This window comes from Kitasatospora hibisci (assembly GCF_043950205.1).
Lineage (GTDB): Bacteria > Actinomycetota > Actinomycetes > Streptomycetales > Streptomycetaceae > Kitasatospora > Kitasatospora hibisci.
Map to the genome: position 1 here is coordinate 1289242 of NZ_CP171642.1, position 15465 is coordinate 1304706.

General features: G+C 73.7%; 15 protein-coding genes and 1 pseudogene. 12 read left to right on the forward strand and 4 right to left on the reverse strand.

The features are described from left to right. Positions 1-156 precede the first annotated feature (156 nt). From paaA to ACF9IK_RS05545, 10 genes and pseudogenes are all read left to right on the forward strand, one after another. Complete coding sequence (paaA, locus tag ACF9IK_RS05500; RefSeq protein ID WP_395293104.1) at positions 157-1206, forward strand: 1,2-phenylacetyl-CoA epoxidase subunit PaaA; 1050 nt, start codon at positions 157-159, stop codon at positions 1204-1206. After that, positions 1203-1478, forward strand: a pseudogene (gene paaB, locus ACF9IK_RS05505) (1,2-phenylacetyl-CoA epoxidase subunit PaaB); the annotation flags it as partial. The gene paaA and the pseudogene paaB, both read left to right, overlap by 4 nt. A 94-nt stretch (positions 1479-1572) precedes the next feature. Then, positions 1573-2373: a 1,2-phenylacetyl-CoA epoxidase subunit PaaC gene (gene paaC, locus ACF9IK_RS05510; RefSeq protein WP_395293105.1), complete on the forward strand. Its 801-nt coding sequence runs from the start codon at positions 1573-1575 to the stop codon at positions 2371-2373. Beyond that, positions 2370-2927, forward strand: coding sequence for a 1,2-phenylacetyl-CoA epoxidase subunit PaaD (gene paaD / locus ACF9IK_RS05515; protein WP_395293106.1), 558 nt, complete (start codon positions 2370-2372; stop codon positions 2925-2927). The genes paaC and paaD overlap by 4 nt, the downstream gene beginning before the upstream one ends. Before the next feature lie 15 nt (positions 2928-2942). Beyond that, entirely contained in the window at positions 2943-4031 is a 1089-nt protein-coding gene (locus ACF9IK_RS05520; protein WP_395293107.1) for a 2Fe-2S iron-sulfur cluster-binding protein, read from the forward strand. Positions 4032-4086: 55 nt separating this feature from the next. Beyond that, positions 4087-4860, forward strand: a complete 774-nt coding sequence (locus ACF9IK_RS05525) for an SDR family oxidoreductase (RefSeq protein ID WP_395293108.1) — start codon at positions 4087-4089, stop codon at positions 4858-4860. 17 nt (positions 4861-4877) lie between these two features. Beyond that, a complete protein-coding gene (locus ACF9IK_RS05530) occupies positions 4878-5714 on the forward strand; it encodes a tryptophan 2,3-dioxygenase (protein WP_395293109.1) in 837 nt (278 codons plus the stop codon). Beyond that, positions 5707-6642, forward strand: a complete 936-nt coding sequence (locus tag ACF9IK_RS05535) for an alpha/beta hydrolase family protein (protein ID WP_395293110.1) — start codon at positions 5707-5709, stop codon at positions 6640-6642. Before ACF9IK_RS05530 ends, ACF9IK_RS05535 begins: the two co-directional genes overlap by 8 nt. Then, the gene (locus ACF9IK_RS05540) at positions 6639-7892 is read left to right on the forward strand and encodes a kynureninase (protein ID WP_395293111.1); all 1254 of its coding nucleotides are present in this window, start codon (positions 6639-6641) and stop codon (positions 7890-7892) included. The genes ACF9IK_RS05535 and ACF9IK_RS05540 overlap by 4 nt, the downstream gene beginning before the upstream one ends. A 238-nt stretch (positions 7893-8130) precedes the next feature. Continuing rightward, a complete protein-coding gene (locus ACF9IK_RS05545; RefSeq protein WP_395298474.1) occupies positions 8131-9108 on the forward strand; it encodes a cytochrome c oxidase assembly protein in 978 nt (325 codons plus the stop codon). A gap of 110 nt (positions 9109-9218) precedes the next feature. Here the strand turns inward: ACF9IK_RS05545 and ACF9IK_RS05550 are convergent, their stop codons facing one another. Continuing rightward, on the reverse strand, positions 9219-9938 hold the full coding sequence (locus ACF9IK_RS05550; RefSeq protein WP_395293112.1) for a TetR/AcrR family transcriptional regulator: 720 nt from the start codon (positions 9936-9938) through the stop codon (positions 9219-9221). Positions 9939-10082: 144 nt separating this feature from the next. Between ACF9IK_RS05550 and ACF9IK_RS05555 the strand changes: the two genes are divergently transcribed. Next, entirely contained in the window at positions 10083-11555 is a 1473-nt protein-coding gene (locus ACF9IK_RS05555) for an MFS transporter (protein ID WP_395293113.1), read from the forward strand. A gap of 85 nt (positions 11556-11640) precedes the next feature. On the opposite strand, the gene ACF9IK_RS05560 is transcribed toward ACF9IK_RS05555, so the two are convergent. The 3 genes from ACF9IK_RS05560 to ACF9IK_RS05570 all read right to left on the reverse strand — a co-directional run bounded on the left by ACF9IK_RS05560 (position 11641) and on the right by ACF9IK_RS05570 (position 14867). Continuing rightward, positions 11641-13863 carry an NADP-dependent isocitrate dehydrogenase gene (locus ACF9IK_RS05560; RefSeq protein ID WP_395293114.1) on the reverse strand — a complete coding sequence of 741 codons (2223 nt, stop codon included), beginning with the start codon at positions 13861-13863 and terminating at the stop codon, positions 11641-11643. A 172-nt stretch (positions 13864-14035) separates the two neighbouring features. Then, on the reverse strand, positions 14036-14440 hold the full coding sequence (locus tag ACF9IK_RS05565) for a DUF4180 domain-containing protein (RefSeq protein WP_395293115.1): 405 nt from the start codon (positions 14438-14440) through the stop codon (positions 14036-14038). Next, a complete protein-coding gene (locus tag ACF9IK_RS05570; RefSeq protein ID WP_395293116.1) occupies positions 14433-14867 on the reverse strand; it encodes a helix-turn-helix domain-containing protein in 435 nt (144 codons plus the stop codon). The genes ACF9IK_RS05565 and ACF9IK_RS05570 overlap by 8 nt, the downstream gene beginning before the upstream one ends. A gap of 261 nt (positions 14868-15128) precedes the next feature. On the opposite strand from ACF9IK_RS05570, the gene ACF9IK_RS05575 reads away from it, so the two are divergent. Continuing rightward, positions 15129-15428, forward strand: a complete 300-nt coding sequence (locus tag ACF9IK_RS05575; RefSeq protein ID WP_395293117.1) for an SAV_915 family protein — start codon at positions 15129-15131, stop codon at positions 15426-15428. Positions 15429-15465: the final 37 nt, after the last annotated feature.

Genomic DNA, 15465 nt, shown 5'->3' on the forward strand with positions numbered 1-15465 from the left:
GCCCGGCACTCCCCACCCGGCGCGTGACCTTCGTCACGCCGCGGATCCGCGGCGCCGGGGATAGCCCGCGCCGATCGGCGCCTCTTTCTGTTTCGGAGGCGCCGGTCGTGAGGACGCGGCGCCCGGACCGGCAGGGGAACCGAGGGAGTGGCCAACATGACCGGCGGGCATCGGCCGACGCTTCACGCGCCGGCCACCGGGCAGGGCGAACGGAGCGGGCGACCACGCCAGGACGACGAGGAGTTGCTCGCACGGTTCGAGGCGCTGGTAGCGGCCGGCGAGACCGTCGAGCCCCACGACTGGCTGCCCGACGGCTACCGGCGGATGCTGATCCGGCAGATCGCCCAGCACGCGCACTCGGAGATCATCGGCATGCAGCCGGAGGGCGCCTGGCTGACCCGCGCGCCGTCCCTGCACCGCAAGGCGGCCCTGCTGGCCAAGGTGCAGGACGAGGCCGGGCACGGCATGTACCTGTACTCGGCGGCCGAGACCCTGGGCGTGGACCGCGCCGACCTGCTGGACGCGCTGCACCGCGGCCAGCAGCACTACGCGGCGACCTTCGACCACCCGGCGCTGACCTGGGCGGACACCGGCGCCATCGCCTGGCTCACGGACGGCGCCGCGGTGGTCAACCAGGCGCCGCTGACCCGTACGTCCTACGGCCCGTACGCGCGGGCGATGCGGCGGGTCTGCCAGGAGGAGGCGTTCCACGTACGGCAGGGCTACGACCAGTTGCTGTCGCTGAGCCGGGGCACGCCGGAGCAGCACCGGATGGCCCAGGACGCGGTGAACCGCTGGTGGCTGCCCGCGGTGGCGCTGATGTTCGGCCCGCCGGACACCGAGGCGGGCGGCGCGGGCGTGGCGGTCGGTTCGGCGGTCTCCCGGCGGGCGATCGCCTGGGGCATCAAGCAGCACACCAACGACGAGCTGCGCCAGCGCTTCGTGGACCTGGTCGTGCCGCAGGCCGAGAGCCTGGGGCTGACCCTGCCGGACCCGGCGATCCGCTGGAACCCCGGGCGCGGCCACCACGACTTCGGCCCGATCGACTGGCCCTGCTACCGGCGGGCGCTGGCGGACGGCACCCACTGGGCGCGGCAGCGCCTCGCGCACCGGGAGGCGGCCCACCGGGACGGCGCCTGGGTGCGGGAGGCCGCCGAGGCGTACGCGAGCCGCAGCGGCGACGAGACGACGGAGGTGGCGTCATGACCGGCGGCAACGGCGGGGCGCCGGCGTCCTGGGAGGTGTTCCTGCGGGCCAGGCGCGGACTGGCCCACCAGCACGTCGGCTCGGTCCGCGCGGCGGACCATCAGCTGGCCCTGGCCACCGCACGCGACCTGTTCGCCCGCCGGGGCGAACCGCAGTCCCTGTGGGTGGTCCGCTCGGACCAGGTGCACGCGGTCTCACCGCAGGAGAAGGACCCGTACTTCGCGGGCGCGTCCGCCAAGCCGTACCGCTACCCCGACCACTACGCGCCGCTGGGCGGTCCGGAGCCGTCCGAGCATTCCGAGCAGTCAGAGCAGTCCGAGTCCTCCGGTTCACCCGAGCCGGCCGAGTCCGCGGAGGGAGCGGGCCGTGACCGCTGACACGACGGCCGGTACCACCGCCGGGGCGACGGTGGCCCGGGAGCACGACCTCGCCCGCTGCGCGCTCGGACTCGGCGACGACGCACTGGTCCTGGCCCAGCGGCTGTGCGCCTGGATCACCCGGGCGCCGAGCATCGAGGAGGACCTGGCGCTGTCCAACATCGCCCTGGACCTGCTCGGCCACGCCCGCGTCCTGCTGACCATGAGCGGCCGCCTGGACGGCACCGGCCGCAGCGAGGACGACCTGGCGTACCTGCGCGACGGACGCGAGTTCCGCAACACGCTGCTCACCGAGCTCCCGGGGGGCGACTTCGCCGTCACGGTGGCCCGGCAGTTGCTCTACACGCACTACGCGAGCCTTTACTACGCCGAGTTGGCGAGCTGCGCGGCCCCCGAGCTGGCCGCCTTCGCCGGGCGCGCCGCGACGGAGGTGGGCTACCACCGGGCGCACGCCGACGGCTGGACGGTCCGCCTGGGCCTGGGCACGCCCGAGAGCCGGCGCCGGATGCAGGAGGGCCTGGACCGGATGTGGCCGTACGCCGCCGAGCTGTTCGAGGCGGACGAGGCGGCGGCGCGGCTGGACGCGGCGGGTCTGGTCCCCGCCCCGGGCGGGGTGCGCGAGCGCTGGCAGCGCGAGGTGGCCGAGGTGGTGGTCCGGGCGGGCCTGCGCGTGCCCGAGCCGTCCTGGTCGGCCGGCGGTGGCCGGGACGGGCGCCACTCGGAGGAGTTCGGGCTGCTGCTGGCCGAGCTGCAGTCGGTCCACCGTCAGTACCCGGGAGGTGTCTGGTGAACTTCGGCGAATCGGCCCGAGCGGGCGCCGCGGCCACCCGGCCGCCACGGCCGTCCGAGCAGCGGCTGTCCGAACAGCGGCTGTCCGAACTGCGCTCCGCCATAGAGGAGTTGCCCGATCCGGAGCTGCCCGTGGTGACCCTCGGCGATCTGGGCGTCGTGCACGCGGTCCGGATCGGCGCGGACGGCACGCCCGAGGTGGAGCTCACCCCGACGTTCCTGGGCTGCCCGGCGATGGAGGTCATCGAGCAGGCGGTGCGCGGTGTGCTCACCGAGGCCGGCCACCCGGCGGGCCGGGTGCACCGGGTGCTGGTCCCGGCCTGGAGCACCGACCGGATCAGCGAGCGGGGCCGGCGCCGGCTCGCCGAGCACGGGATCGCCCCGCCCGGCCGCCCGGCCGGGGCCGGGCCGGTGACGCTGGAGCTCGGGCCGTCCTGCCCGCACTGCGGCTCGCCGGCCACCCGGCCGCTGAGCCCGTTCGGAGCCACCCGCTGCCAGTCGATCCTGCTGTGCACGGCGTGCCGGGAGACGTTCGCGCAGTTCAGGACGGGGTGAGGCGAAGTGCTGAGCATGATCGACGACACCGACCGGTCCGCCGGGCCGCAGGGTTGGCACGCGCTGACGGTGAGCAGCCTGGACCATCTCACCGAGGACACCGTGGCGATCACCCTCGCGGTCCCGGACCGGCTGGCCGGGGCCTTCTCCCACCGGGCCGGGCAGCACGTGGTGGTCCGCCACCGGCAGGACGGGCGCGAGCTGCGGCGCTGCTACTCGGTCTGCCCGCCGCCGTTCGACCCCGGCCGGCTCCGGCTGATCGTCAAGCGGGCGAGCCCGGACGGCTTCGGGGAGCACGCGACGACCCGCCTGGCGGTGGGAGACCGGCTGCACGTCTCCCCGCCGGCCGGCACCTTCCGGCTGGCCGCCGCACCGGTCGGGCACCACGTGCTGCTGGCCGGCGGCACCGGCATCGCCCCGCTGCTGGCGATGGCCGCGGCCGCGCTGCGCGACGACCCGAGCTGCCGCGTCTCGCTGCTGTACGCCGCCCGCGGCGCCGGCTCGCTGCTGCTGGCCGACGAGCTGGCCGACCTGAAGGACGCGTACCTGGACCGGTTCACCGTGCTCCAGGTCTTCTCCCGGGAACGCCGGGAGGCGGAGCTGCTCTCCGGCCGGCTCGACGGCGACCGGCTGCGGCGCCTGCTGTCCGCGCCGGGCACCGAGTTCGACGCGGGCACCGCCTTCTACCTGTGCGGGCCGTGGGGGCTGGTGGCGCTGGCCCGGACCGCGCTCGCCGAGGCCGGCGCGGCCGAGCGGCAGATCCGCCTGGAGCTCTTCTCGCCCGAGGGGACGCCCGCCGCGGTCCCGGTGCCGCCGGCCGGCCGCAGCGTCCGGGTCACCGCGCGGCTCGGCGGCCACACCGCCGGCGCCCGGATGCTGCCCGGCGACCGCACCCTGCTGGACGCGGTGCTGCGGGTCCGGCCGGACGCTCCGTACTCCTGCCGGGTCGGGCTCTGCGGCAGCTGCCGCGCCCGGGTGGTCTCCGGCTCGGCGGCGCTGGACAGCCAGTACGCGCTCGACCCGGCCGAGGTGGCGGCCGGCTACACCCTCACCTGCCGCGCCCGTCCGCAGACGGACGCGATCGAACTCGACTTCGACGCCTGAGACCCGGGCGTCCCGAACGCCGGCCCCGGCGGGGCCGGCGCAGAGAGGAACCGACATGACGTCGACCAGACTCGCCGACCGGACCGCGCTGGTGACCGGCGGCAGCCGCGGCATCGGCCGGGCGATCTCGCTGCGGCTCGCCGCCGAGGGCGCACTGGTGGCCGTGCACTACGGCCACGACCACGAGGCCGCGCAGGACACCGTCAAGCAGATCGAGGCGGCCGGCGGCCGGGCCTTCGCCCTGCGCGCCGAGCTCGGCGTGCCCGGCGACGCCGAGGCCGTCTGGGACGGCTTCGACCGGGGCCTGGAGGCGCTCGGCGCACCGGCCGGGGTGGACGTCGTGGTGAACAACGCGGGCGTCACGCTGCCCAAGTCCATCGCAGACGTCACCGAGGAGGACTACGACCGGGTCTTCGCCGTCAACACCCGCGCGCCGTTCTTCATCCTCCAGCGCGCGCTGCCACGGCTGCACGACGGGGGCCGCATCGTCAACATCTCCTCGGGCGCCGCCCGGATCGCCTACCCGGCGATCGCCGCCTACACGATGACGAAGGGCGCGCTGGACGTCCTCACCCCTGCCCTGGCCCTGCAGCTGGGCCCGCGCGGCATCACCGTCAACACCGTCGCGCCCGGCTTCACCGAGACCGCGATCAATCCGACCCTCGCCGACCCGCAGATCCGCAGCGCCCTCGCCGCGCACTCGGCCTTCAACCGGCTCGGCGCGCCCGCCGACATCGCCGACGTGGTGGCCTTCCTGGCCGGTGACGACGCCCGCTGGATCACCGGCCAGTGGATCGACGCGACCGGCGGCGTCCACCTCGGCCTCTGACACCCTGGAGCCCACAGATGATCAACCGAACACCCGTCCCCGGGGACGCCGCCGAGCTGGCCGTCTTCGCGGGCACCTCGCCGTACGAGGACTACGTGCACGCGTCGGTGCTCGGCTCGCTCCAACAGCCGTTCACCGACGCGCCCGACGAGATGGGTTTCCTGGTCACCACCCAGGTGATGGAGCTGTGGTTCAAGCTGATCGTGCACGAGTGGCGCGCGGCCTGCGACGCGTTCGCCAAGCAGGACCTGCCGGCGGCGCTGGACGCGCTGGAGCGCAGCCGGCGTGCCCACCTGTCGCTCAATGCCAGCTGGACGCCGCTGGCCGCGCTGACACCGGTCCGGTTCAACGGCTTCCGGGCCGCCTTCGGCAAGGCCTCGGGCGCCCAGTCCGTCCGGTACCGGATGATGGAGTTCCTGCTCGGCGAGAAGTCCGACGCGATCCTGGACGCCCACCGCGGCGACCCGGTGGAGCACGCCGAGCTGGGTGAGCACCTGCACGCCCCCTCGCTCTGGGACGAGGTGCTGCGCTACCTGCACTCCCAGGGCCACGAGGTGCCGCAGGCCGTGCTCCGACGGGACGTCACCCAGGAGTACGAGCCCGACGAGGGCGTCGTCGAGGTGTGGCGGCGGATCTACCGCGGACCGCAGCACGATCCGCTCCTGCGGTTGGCCGAACTGCTCACCGACATCGCCGAGTCGGTCGAGCGCTGGCGCACCGACCACCTGCTGGTGGTGCGGCGCGCGATGGGTGCCAGGCCGGGCAGCGCCGGCACCTCCGGACTGGACTGGCTGGACCGCCGCGCGCGGCGCCGGGTCTTCCCCGAGCTGTGGACGGTGCGCAGCGATGTCTGACCCCGTGTCCGTCACATCCGGCACGAGCGCCACGGCCGCCGCGACGACGGCCGCCGCCACGACGACCACGGCGGCCGGCAGGACGATCTCCGCCTTCGCCGCCGAGGAGGAGCGGCGGGTGCTCGGCCTCCGGCCGGTGCTGGCTCCGGCCCACGGCCGTTACGGCGACCACCCGCACCAGGTCTACGACCTGTGGCCGGCCGCGGGCGGCCACGACGACGCGCCCCTGGTGATCCTGCTGCACGGCGGATACTGGCGATACGACCGGATGCACCTGACGCCGTTCGCCGCCTACCTGGCGGGCCAGGGGCTGACCACGCTGCTGCCGGGCTTCCGCCGCTCCGGCGGCGCGGGCGGCTACCCCGAGACCTTCGACGACATCGCGCGGATCGTGGACACCCTCCCGGCCGGGCGGCCGTACGTCCTCGCCGGGCACTGCTCGGGCGGGCACCTGGCGCTGTGGGCCGGCGCCCGCGCCCTGCTGCCGGCCGACTCCCCCTGGCACAGCACCGGGTCGCCCACCGCGATCCTCGCGCTGGCCCCGCTCACCGACCTCGAAGCCACCGTCCGTGACCGGCTCAGCGAGGACGCGGCCCTGCAACTGCTCGGCGGCCCGCAGGCCCTGCCGGATCGGCTGCCGCTGGTGGACCCGGTCACCCTGCTGCGCGGGCCGGGCACCACCGGGGTGCGCACGGTCCTGCTGCACGGCGCGGTCGACGAGGAGGTGCCGCAGGACCAGTTCACCGACTACGCCGCCGTCCACCGGGACCTGGAGGTCGTCGTGCTGCCGGACACCGGCCACTACACCCTGATCGAGCCCGGCGCGCCGGGTGCCCGCGCGGTCGCGGAGCAGCTGCACCGGCTGGCGGCCGAGTTCACGCCCGGGCGAACCGCCGGGAACGCCGCGGGCGCCGGGAGCACGGCATGAGCAGTACCGTCGAACGCCTCGCCGCCCGGGCCGCCGCACTGGATTCCGCCGACCCGCTGTCCGGCCTGCGCGAGCGGTTCCTGCTCCCGCCGGGCGTCGTCTACCTGGACGGCAACTCGCTCGGCGCACTGCCCGCGGCCGTCCCGCCGGTACTGGCGGACGCGGTGCACCGGCAGTGGGGCACCGGTCTGATCCGCTCCTGGAACGACCACGGCTGGTGGCAGGCCCCGCTGCGGGTCGGCGACGCGGTCGGGCGCCTGATCGGCGCGGCTCCGGGGCAGGTGGTGGTGGGCGACTCCACCAGCGTGCAGCTGTTCAACGCGCTGAGCGCGGCGGTCCGGCTCCGCCCCGGCCGGCCGCTGCTGGTCGTCGACCGGGACCACTTCCCCACCGACCGGTACCTCGCCGCCTCCGTCGCCCGGCTCCACGGCCTCCGGCTCCGTGCGGTACCGGCCGACGCGCTGGCGGAGCTGTTGTCCCGGGAGGGTGAGCAGGTGGCCGCCGTGCTCGGCGCGCCGGTCGACTATCGCACCGGCCGGCTGACCGACCCGGCGGCCGTGACGCGGGCCGCCCACGACGCGGGCGCGCTGGCGGTGTGGGACCTGTGCCACGCCGCCGGAGCGCTGCCCCTCGACCTGGACGCACTCGGCGCCGACCTGGCCGTCGGCTGCGGCTACAAGTACCTGTGCGGCGGCCCGGGCGCCCCGGCCTTCCTCTACGTCGCCCACCGCCACCAGGCCGGCTTCGACCACCCCCTGACCGGCTGGAACGGCCACGCCGACCCGTTCGACCCGACCGAGGAGTACCGTCCCGCCGAGGGCATCGCCCGCGCACGGATCGGCACCCCGCCGATGCTCTCCCTGCTCGCGCTGGAAGCCGCCCTCACCGTGTTCGACGGCGTCGACCCGGGCCGGCTGCGAGCCAAGAGCCTCTCCCTGACCGGCTTCCTGCTCGACTGCGCGGACGACCTGCTCGCCGCGCAGGGTTTCGCTCCCGCCACTCCGCGCGCACCGGAGCGGCGCGGCAGTCAGGTCGCCCTGCGCCACCCCGAGGCCTACGCCCTGGTCCGGGCCCTGGCCGATCGCGAGGTGATCGGCGACATGCGCGCCCCCGACCTGCTCCGCTTCGGCGTCAACGCCCTCTACGTGTCCCATGCCGACGTGCTGCACGCCGTGACCACCCTCCGGGAGATCGCCGCGGAGCGCGCGCACCGGCCGTACCTGGCCGAACAGCGGGCGGTGGTGACCTGAGGCACGGCCGGTGAGCCGGACGACCGTCCCGGTACGGCCCCGCGCATCCGGCCCGGCCGGGACCGGTACCCTCCGGCCCCGTCCTTCCCGGCCCGGCTCGTGCCGGAAGGGGGTCGGGGGGAGGCCCGGAGTAAGGCCCGCCTAGGCTGTAGGGCGAACCAAAACGGGCGAACCGGACCCACCCAGGGGCCGCGACGAGGGAAAGCAGGACCCGCCGATGGGCGACGGAATGTCAGGGATGCACCACCACGGCGGGATGTCGCAGCTGGGACCGTTCTCCCTCTCCAACGTCATGACCTGGTCCCCCGACTGGGTCTTCCTGATCGGCTGCCTGGTCGCCCTGGCGCTGTACGTGACCGGGGTGGTCCGGCTGTACCGCCGCGGCGACCGCTGGCCGGTCGGCCGGACCGTCGGCTGGGTCGCGGGCGTCGGATCGGTGATCCTGGTCACCTGCACCGGGCTCAACGACTACGGCATGGTGCTGTTCAGCGCACACATGATGCAGCACATGGTGCTCTCCATGCTGTCGCCGATCCTGCTGCTGCTCGGAGCGCCGATCACGCTGGCGCTGCGCTCGCTGCGGCCGGCCGGCAAGGGCCGGCCGCGCGGCCCCCGCGAGCTGCTGGTGGCGCTGCTGCACAGCACCTACGTCCGGGTGATCTCGCACCCGGCGTTCACCATTCCGCTGTTCATCGCGAGCCTCTACGGGGTGTACTTCACCCCGCTGTTCGACTTCCTGATGCAGTACCGGCTCGGGCACATCTTCATGATGGTGCACTTCCTGGCCACCGGGTTGGCGTTCTTCTGGCCGATCATGGGCGTGGACCCGGGCCCGCACCGGCCCGGCCACGTGATGCGGATCATCGAGCTGTTCATGGGGATGCCGTTCCACGCGTTCTTCGGCGTGGCCGTGATGATGGGCAGCCACCAGCTGGTGAGCACCTTCACCGAGGCGGGCGCCCCGCCCGGCACCGACCTGCTGGCCGACCAGAAGCTCGCCGGCGGCATCACCTGGGCGTTCGGCGAGATCCCGACCGCGATCGTGCTGATCGCCCTGGTCTACCAGTGGATGCGTTCCGAGCAGCGGCTCTCCCGCCGCCGGGACCGCGCCGAGGACCGCAACGGCGACGCCGAGCTGGCCGCGTACAACGCCTACCTGGCCTCGCTCGACAAGCGGAACCAGCGCCCGGCGGCCCCGGCCGCCGACGCCGGCTGAGCCGGCCCCTCCGTCCGCAGGAGCCCCCGCCCGGCCACGGGCGGGGGCTCCTGCGTCTGCGGCCTCGCGGCGGCCGACCCCAACGGGCGCGGTCAGGCCGACGGGCGCGGTCAGGCCGACGGGTCGGTCCCGCCGCCGTGCCGGGCCAGGCCGGCCACCAGGATGTCCAGGCCGAACTCGAACCGCTCGCCCCAGACGTTGCGGGTGAGCGCCACGGCCATCGAGGTGATCATCGGGTACCGGTCGACCGGGATCGTGCCGAAGTACGCCAGGACCTGGTCGGTGAACTCCTGCGAGTTCCCGCCGCTGCGGGTCGAGGCCTCGAAGGTGGTCGCCGTGGTGTACAGCCCGATCAGGTCCACCCCGTACGCGGCCGTCTGCTCGTCCAGGCCGCCGGAGCGCAGGATGGCGAGCATGTTCTCGGCGACGTCCATCGCGTGCGGGGTCATCGGGACGTTGGCGACCACGGCGGCCTTGGCCAGGTCGCGGTGGCCGAGCAGGACGTCCCGCGAGCGGCGCATCAGCCGCTTCACCTGCTCCTGCCAGTCGGCCGGATCCGGCCGTTCGAGCTCGATCTCGGAGTAGGCGAGGTCGAGGACCAGCTCGACCAGCTCCTCCTTGTTCCCGACGTGCGCGTAGAGGCTGGCCGCACCGGTGTCGAGCTCCTGGCCGACCCGGCGCATGCTCAGCGCGTCCATGCCCTCGGTGTCGACGATCCGCAGCGCGGCCTCGACGATCCGCTCACGGGTCAACGGCTGGCGCCGGGAGCCGCCCTTCTCCTTCTCCTGCCACTGCCCTGACCAGCTCGAACGCGGGGCGGCACTGGTCATGGAGGGCTCCTTCACGGTCGACGACGCACCCCACCCTACTTGACACGAACGCCGTTCCATGGAAGAACACTGTTCGTCACGTCAAACAGTGTTCGTTCGGGCGAACGAGGTTCGTCCAGCTCTGAATCCACTCGGAGACCCTGCATGACCAGTCAGACCGCCATTCCCGCCCCCGCCGCTCCGGCCGCACCCGAGCCGGCCGGCTACCGGCTGCGCTGGGCCGCCCTCGCCGTGATCCTCGCCGCCGAGGTGATGGACCTCCTCGACACCACGATCGTCGGTGTCGCCTCCCCCGCCATCCAGCACGACTTCGGCGGTGGCGACGCGCAGATCCAGTGGATCTCCGCTTCCTACACGCTCGCCTTCGCCGTCCTGCTGATCACCGGCGGCCGGCTCGGCGACCTCTTCGGCCGCAAACGCCTCTTCGTCGTCGGCGCGGCCGGCTTCACCGTCGCCTCGGTGCTCTGCGCGAGCGCGCCCGGCGCCGGCACGCTGATCGCCGCCCGGACCGTCCAGGGCCTCTTCGCCGCGCTGCTGATCCCACAGGGACTCGGCCTGATCAAGGCGATGTTCCCGCCCAAGGAGGTGGGCGCCGCCTTCGGCCTGTTCGGCCCCGTCCTCGGACTCTCCTCCGTCCTCGGGCCGACGCTGGGCGGCTACCTCACCGACGCCGACTGGTTCGGCACCGGCTGGCGGATGGTCTTCCTGATCAACCTGCCGCTCGGCGTGCTCGCCGTGCTCGCCGCCCTGAAGGTGCTGCCCGTCGACCGCACCACCCGCACCCCCGGCGCCGGCCGGCTCGATCCGGTGGGCGTCCTGCTGCTGAGCGCCGCCGTCCTCCTCCTCGTCTACCCGCTGGTGCAGGGCCGCGAACTGGGCTGGCCGCTCTGGACGTACGCCGCCATGGCGGCATCGCTGCCGGTGCTCCGGCTCTTCACCGTCCACCAGCGGCGGGTGCTGCACCGCGGCGGCACCCCGCTGATCGAGCCCTCACTGTTCGCCAAGCGCGCCTTCACCTCGGCGCTCGCCACCGGGCTGGTCTTCTTCGCCGCCGTCTCCGGGCTGCTGCTGGTCTTCACCCTCTACCTGCAGCTCGGCCTCGGCTGGACCCCGCTCCACTCCGGCCTGAGCATGATCCCGCTCTCGCTCGGCATCGTGCTCGGCGCCGTCCTCTCCGGCGCCGTCCTCGGCCCGCGGTACGGCCGCAAGGTGCTGCACGCCGGCATGGCGGTCGCGGCGGCGGGCGTGCTCGGGCTCTGGGCCTCGGTCGAGCACTGGGCGACCGGCCTCACCAGCTGGGAGCTGGTCCCCGCACTGGCTGCGGCCGGCCTCGGGCTCGGCCTGATCATGGCGCCGTTCTTCGACATCGCCCTGGCCGGGGTGGAGGACTCCGAGACCGGTTCGGCGGCCGGCGTGCTGAACGCGCAGCAGCAGCTCGGCGGCTCGATCGGCGTCGCGCTGCTCGGCACCGCCTTCTTCGGCTGGGCGGGTTCGGACGGATTCCGCCACGCCGCCGGCTGGACGTACGGTCTCACCGCCGGCCTGTTCGCGGTGACCTTCGTGGTCGCCTTCCTGCTCCCCCGCCACGCCCGCCCGCAGGACGCCCCGGAGGCGTGAGCCCCGGCGGGCTGTCGCCCGACGCGGGGAGGCTCCCGGGTCCGTCAGGACCCGGGAGCCTCCCCGTGCTTCACCTCGGCCGTGCTCAGCCGAGGTCGGCGAGCGCCTCGTTGAAGGTCGCGGACGGACGCATCACGGCCGCGGCCTTGGCCGGGTCGGGCTGGTAGTAGCCGCCCAGGTCGACCGACGAGCCCTGCACCGCGACGAGCTCGGCGACGATGGTCTGCTCCTGCTCGGTCAGCGCCTTGGCCAGACCGGCGAACGCCTGCGCCAGCTCGGCGTCCTCGGTCTGCGCGGCCAGCTCCTGGGCCCAGAACATGGCCAGGTAGAAGTGGCTGCCGCGGTTGTCGATGCCACCGAGGCGACGGCTCGGCGACTTGTCCTCGTTGAGGAAGGTGCCGGTGGCGCGGTCCAGCGTGTCGGCCAGTACCTTGGCGCGGGCGTTGCCGGTGGACTGGGCCAGGTGCTCGAAGCTCGCGGCCAGCGCGAAGAACTCACCGAGGCTGTCCCAGCGCAGGTAGTTCTCCTTGACCAGCTGCTGGACGTGCTTCGGGGCGGAACCGCCGGCGCCCGTCTCGAACAGGCCGCCGCCGGCCATCAGCGGGACGACCGACAGCATCTTGGCGCTGGTGCCCAGCTCCAGGATCGGGAAGAGGTCGGTCAGGTAGTCGCGCAGCACGTTGCCGGTGACCGAGATGGCGTTCTCGCCGCGGCGGATGCGCTCCAGCGAGAACTTGGTGGCCTCGACCGGGGACTTGATCTCGATCTGCAGGCCGGTGGTGTCGTGCTGCGGCAGGTACGCCTTGACCTTCTCGATCAGGACGGCGTCGTGCGCACGGTTCTCGTCCAGCCAGAACACGGCCGGGTCGCCGGTGGCACGGGCGCGGGTGACGGCCAGCTTGACCCAGTCCTGGATCGGCAGGTCCTTGGTCTGGCAGGCGCGGAAGATGTCGCCGGGCTGGACGGCCTGCTCCAGGACGACGTTGCCCTCGGCGTCGACGAGCCGGACGGTGCCGGCGACGGCGATCTCGAAGGTCTTGTCGTGGCTGCCGTACTCCTCGGCCTTCTGCGCCATCAGGCCGACGTTGGGCACCGAGCCCATCGTCGCCGGGTCGAGGGCGCCGTGGGCGCGGCAGTCGTCGATGACGGCCTGGTACACACCGGAGTAGCTGCTGTCCGGCAGCACGGCCAGGGTGTCGGCCTCGTTGCCGTCCGGGCCCCACATGTGGCCGGAGGTGCGGATCATGGCCGGCATCGACGCGTCGACGATGACGTCGCTCGGGACGTGCAGGTTGGTGATGCCCTTGTCCGAGTCGACCATGGCCAGAGCCGGGCCGGCGGCCAGCTCGGCCTCGAACGAGGCCTTGATCTCGGCACCCAGCTGCGGCACGTTGTCCAGGCCGTTCAGGATGGTGCCGAGACCGTCGTTCGGGCTCAGACCGGCGGCGACCAGCGCCTCGCCGTACTTGGCGAAGGTCTGCGGGAAGAAGGCGCGGACCACGTGGCCGAAGACGATCGGGTCGGAGACCTTCATCATGGTGGCCTTGAGGTGCACCGAGAACAGCACGCCCTCGGCCTTGGCGCGGGCGACCTGGGCGGCCAGGAACTCGCGCAGCGCGGCGACGCGCATCACCGAGGCGTCGACGACCTCGCCGGCCAGCACCGGCACCTTCTCGCGCAGCACGGTGGTGGTGCCGTCCTCGGCCACCAGCTCGATGCGCAGCGCGCCGTCCGCGGCGATCACGGTCGACTTCTCGGTGGAGCGGAAGTCGTTCTCGCCCATGGTGGCGACATTGGTCTTGGAGTCGGCCGACCAGGCGCCCATGCGGTGCGGGTGGGTCTTGGCGTAGTTCTTGACGGAGCCGGGGGCGCGGCGGTCGGAGTTGCCCTCGCGCAGGACCGGGTTGACGGCGCTGCCCTTGACCTTGTCGTAACGGGCGCGGACGTCCTTGTCCTCGTCGGTCTGCGGGTCGTCCGGGTAGTCCGGCAGCGCGTAGCCCTGCGCCTGCAGCTCGGCGATCGCGGCCTTCAGCTGCGGGATGGAGGCCGAGATGTTCGGCAGCTTGATGATGTTGGCGCCCGGGGTCTTGGCGAGCTCGCCCAGCTCGGCGAGGGCGTCCTCGATCCGCTGGCCCTCCTCCAGACGCTCCGGGAAGCTCGCGATGATCCGCCCGGCCAGGGAGATGTCGCGAGTCTCCACCTGAACGCCCGCCGTCGAGGCATAGGCCTGGACCACCGGCAGGAACGAGTACGTTGCCAGGGCCGGCGCCTCGTCGGTGTGCGTATAGATGATGGTCGAGTCAGTCATCGGTACTCCGCTTCACGTCTCCAACGTCTTGACGTCAAGATATCTCGTCGATGCCCCCTCGCTCCACCTCCCCCTGCCGTGGAATGTGCGCGGGCGTCCGCCCCGGGGCGGACGGCGGTCAGCTCCACCGTGGTCCCGGGGCGGGCGCGGGGCAAGCGGAGGGCCCTCGGATTCAGGCGGAGGGCCGTCGGGCTGCGGCGGCCGCAGCCCCGGCCAGGCGGTCGGCGAGCTCCGCCTCGTCGGCCAGGAACCAGAGCTGCCGCCCGCGGTTGCTCTCCCGGACGAAGTCGCGCAGCGCGTCGCTCGCGGCGACGTGGTGGGCGATGTCGCCGAGCACGACCAGGCCGATCCGGTAGTTGACGAACTTCTGCACGATGCCGCCGGCCACCCTGGTGCCGAGCCGGAAGAAGTCGCCGTGCAGCCGGGCGACCGGGAGGACGACCCAGGTCGCGCCGTGGCCCAGGGCCTCGCCGATCAGGTCGGTCGCGTCGCGCTCCTCGCGGATCGGCACGCCCTCGGCAGGCACCCGCATCACCGTGCCTTCGGGGGCCTCAGCCGTTCCGGGGGTCTCAGCCATGCCGGTTCTCCTTGATCAATGTGTCGACGAGGGCGAGCACGGCCGCGGTGTCGGCCAGGCCTCCCAGGACGACCAGCCGCAGGGTCTCGCGGTCCTCCTCGTGGACGGCCTCGACCCGCAGCGGCGGGCCGCCGGCGTCCCGCGGGCCGGCGATCGCCGCCAGCACGGTGTTGGCCACCCGTCCGGCCTCGACACGGCCGATCGACTCGATCCGGACCACGACGGACGCCTCGGCGTACCGCCGCTCGGTGACGGGCGGCTCGGCGACCGGCGCGCCGGTGAAGGCCTCCAGGTCCTGGCGGGCGATCCGGTACTGCTTGCCGATCCTGGCCGCCCGCAACCGGCCGTCGCGGATGTAGCCGCGCACGGTGCGGACGTGCAGGGCCAGCAGTTCGGCGACCTGCTCCACCGAGTAGTACTGCGACACGGGCTCACCTCTCGCATACTTCCCTTATTGACCGCAACGTACCAGTAGACGCGGAGTGATAGGGAACTTTGAAGACTTCACACTCCGGCGGTGTGCGCCACCGCGAGGGGGGCCGCCGGAAGCGCACGGTGCGTCAGAAGTCCGTCAACACGGCGCCTCATTCGGTCAACGCCGCGTATGGACGGCGCCCGGGCGTCCGCGGCCGCCCTAGCGTCGAGAGAGCAGTTCCGGCAGGCCCCTCCACCACTCGGGAGCACCCGCATGGCCCGCGTCGTCTGGCACGTCCCGGTCACCGTCACCGGACGCACCACCGCCCTCCGCCTCTTCCGCCTGCGCGACGGCCGCCGGTGCGCGACCGGCTTCGCCTCGGCGGAGGCCCTCACCGCCCTGCTCGGCCCGCAGCAGGCCTCCGTGCAGCTCGCCGAACCGGCGCTGCGCGCCCTCGTCGCGCCGCTCGGCGTGGACACCCTGGTCCTGGATCCGCGCCTCGTGGCCCCGCCCGTCGCCAGGCCGGCCGTCCCGCTCTCCCCCGCCCCGGCCGCCCGGCTCCAGCCCAGGTGACCGTCCTTCACCTGCTCCCCGGCGGCGCACGCCCCGG

Bases quoted from the DNA above. Each gene is read 5' to 3' on its own strand.
- ACF9IK_RS05575 (WP_395293117.1), top strand. From the start codon at position 15,129: ATGGCCCGCGTCGTCTGGCACGTCCCGGTCACCGTCACCGGACGCACC.
- ACF9IK_RS05540 (WP_395293111.1), top strand. From the start codon at position 6,639: ATGAGCAGTACCGTCGAACGCCTCGCCGCCCGGGCCGCCGCACTGGAT.
- ACF9IK_RS05520 (WP_395293107.1), top strand. From the start codon at position 2,943: ATGATCGACGACACCGACCGGTCCGCCGGGCCGCAGGGTTGGCACGCG.
- ACF9IK_RS05535 (WP_395293110.1), top strand. From the start codon at position 5,707: ATGTCTGACCCCGTGTCCGTCACATCCGGCACGAGCGCCACGGCCGCC.
- ACF9IK_RS05545 (WP_395298474.1), top strand. From the start codon at position 8,131: ATGCACCACCACGGCGGGATGTCGCAGCTGGGACCGTTCTCCCTCTCC.
- paaA (WP_395293104.1), top strand. From the start codon at position 157: ATGACCGGCGGGCATCGGCCGACGCTTCACGCGCCGGCCACCGGGCAG.
- ACF9IK_RS05530 (WP_395293109.1), top strand. From the start codon at position 4,878: ATGATCAACCGAACACCCGTCCCCGGGGACGCCGCCGAGCTGGCCGTC.
- ACF9IK_RS05555 (WP_395293113.1), top strand. From the start codon at position 10,083: ATGACCAGTCAGACCGCCATTCCCGCCCCCGCCGCTCCGGCCGCACCC.
- ACF9IK_RS05565 (WP_395293115.1), bottom strand. From the start codon at position 14,440: ATGGCTGAGACCCCCGGAACGGCTGAGGCCCCCGAAGGCACGGTGATG.
- ACF9IK_RS05525 (WP_395293108.1), top strand. From the start codon at position 4,087: ATGACGTCGACCAGACTCGCCGACCGGACCGCGCTGGTGACCGGCGGC.
- ACF9IK_RS05560 (WP_395293114.1), bottom strand. From the start codon at position 13,863: ATGACTGACTCGACCATCATCTATACGCACACCGACGAGGCGCCGGCC.
- ACF9IK_RS05550 (WP_395293112.1), bottom strand. From the start codon at position 9,938: ATGACCAGTGCCGCCCCGCGTTCGAGCTGGTCAGGGCAGTGGCAGGAG.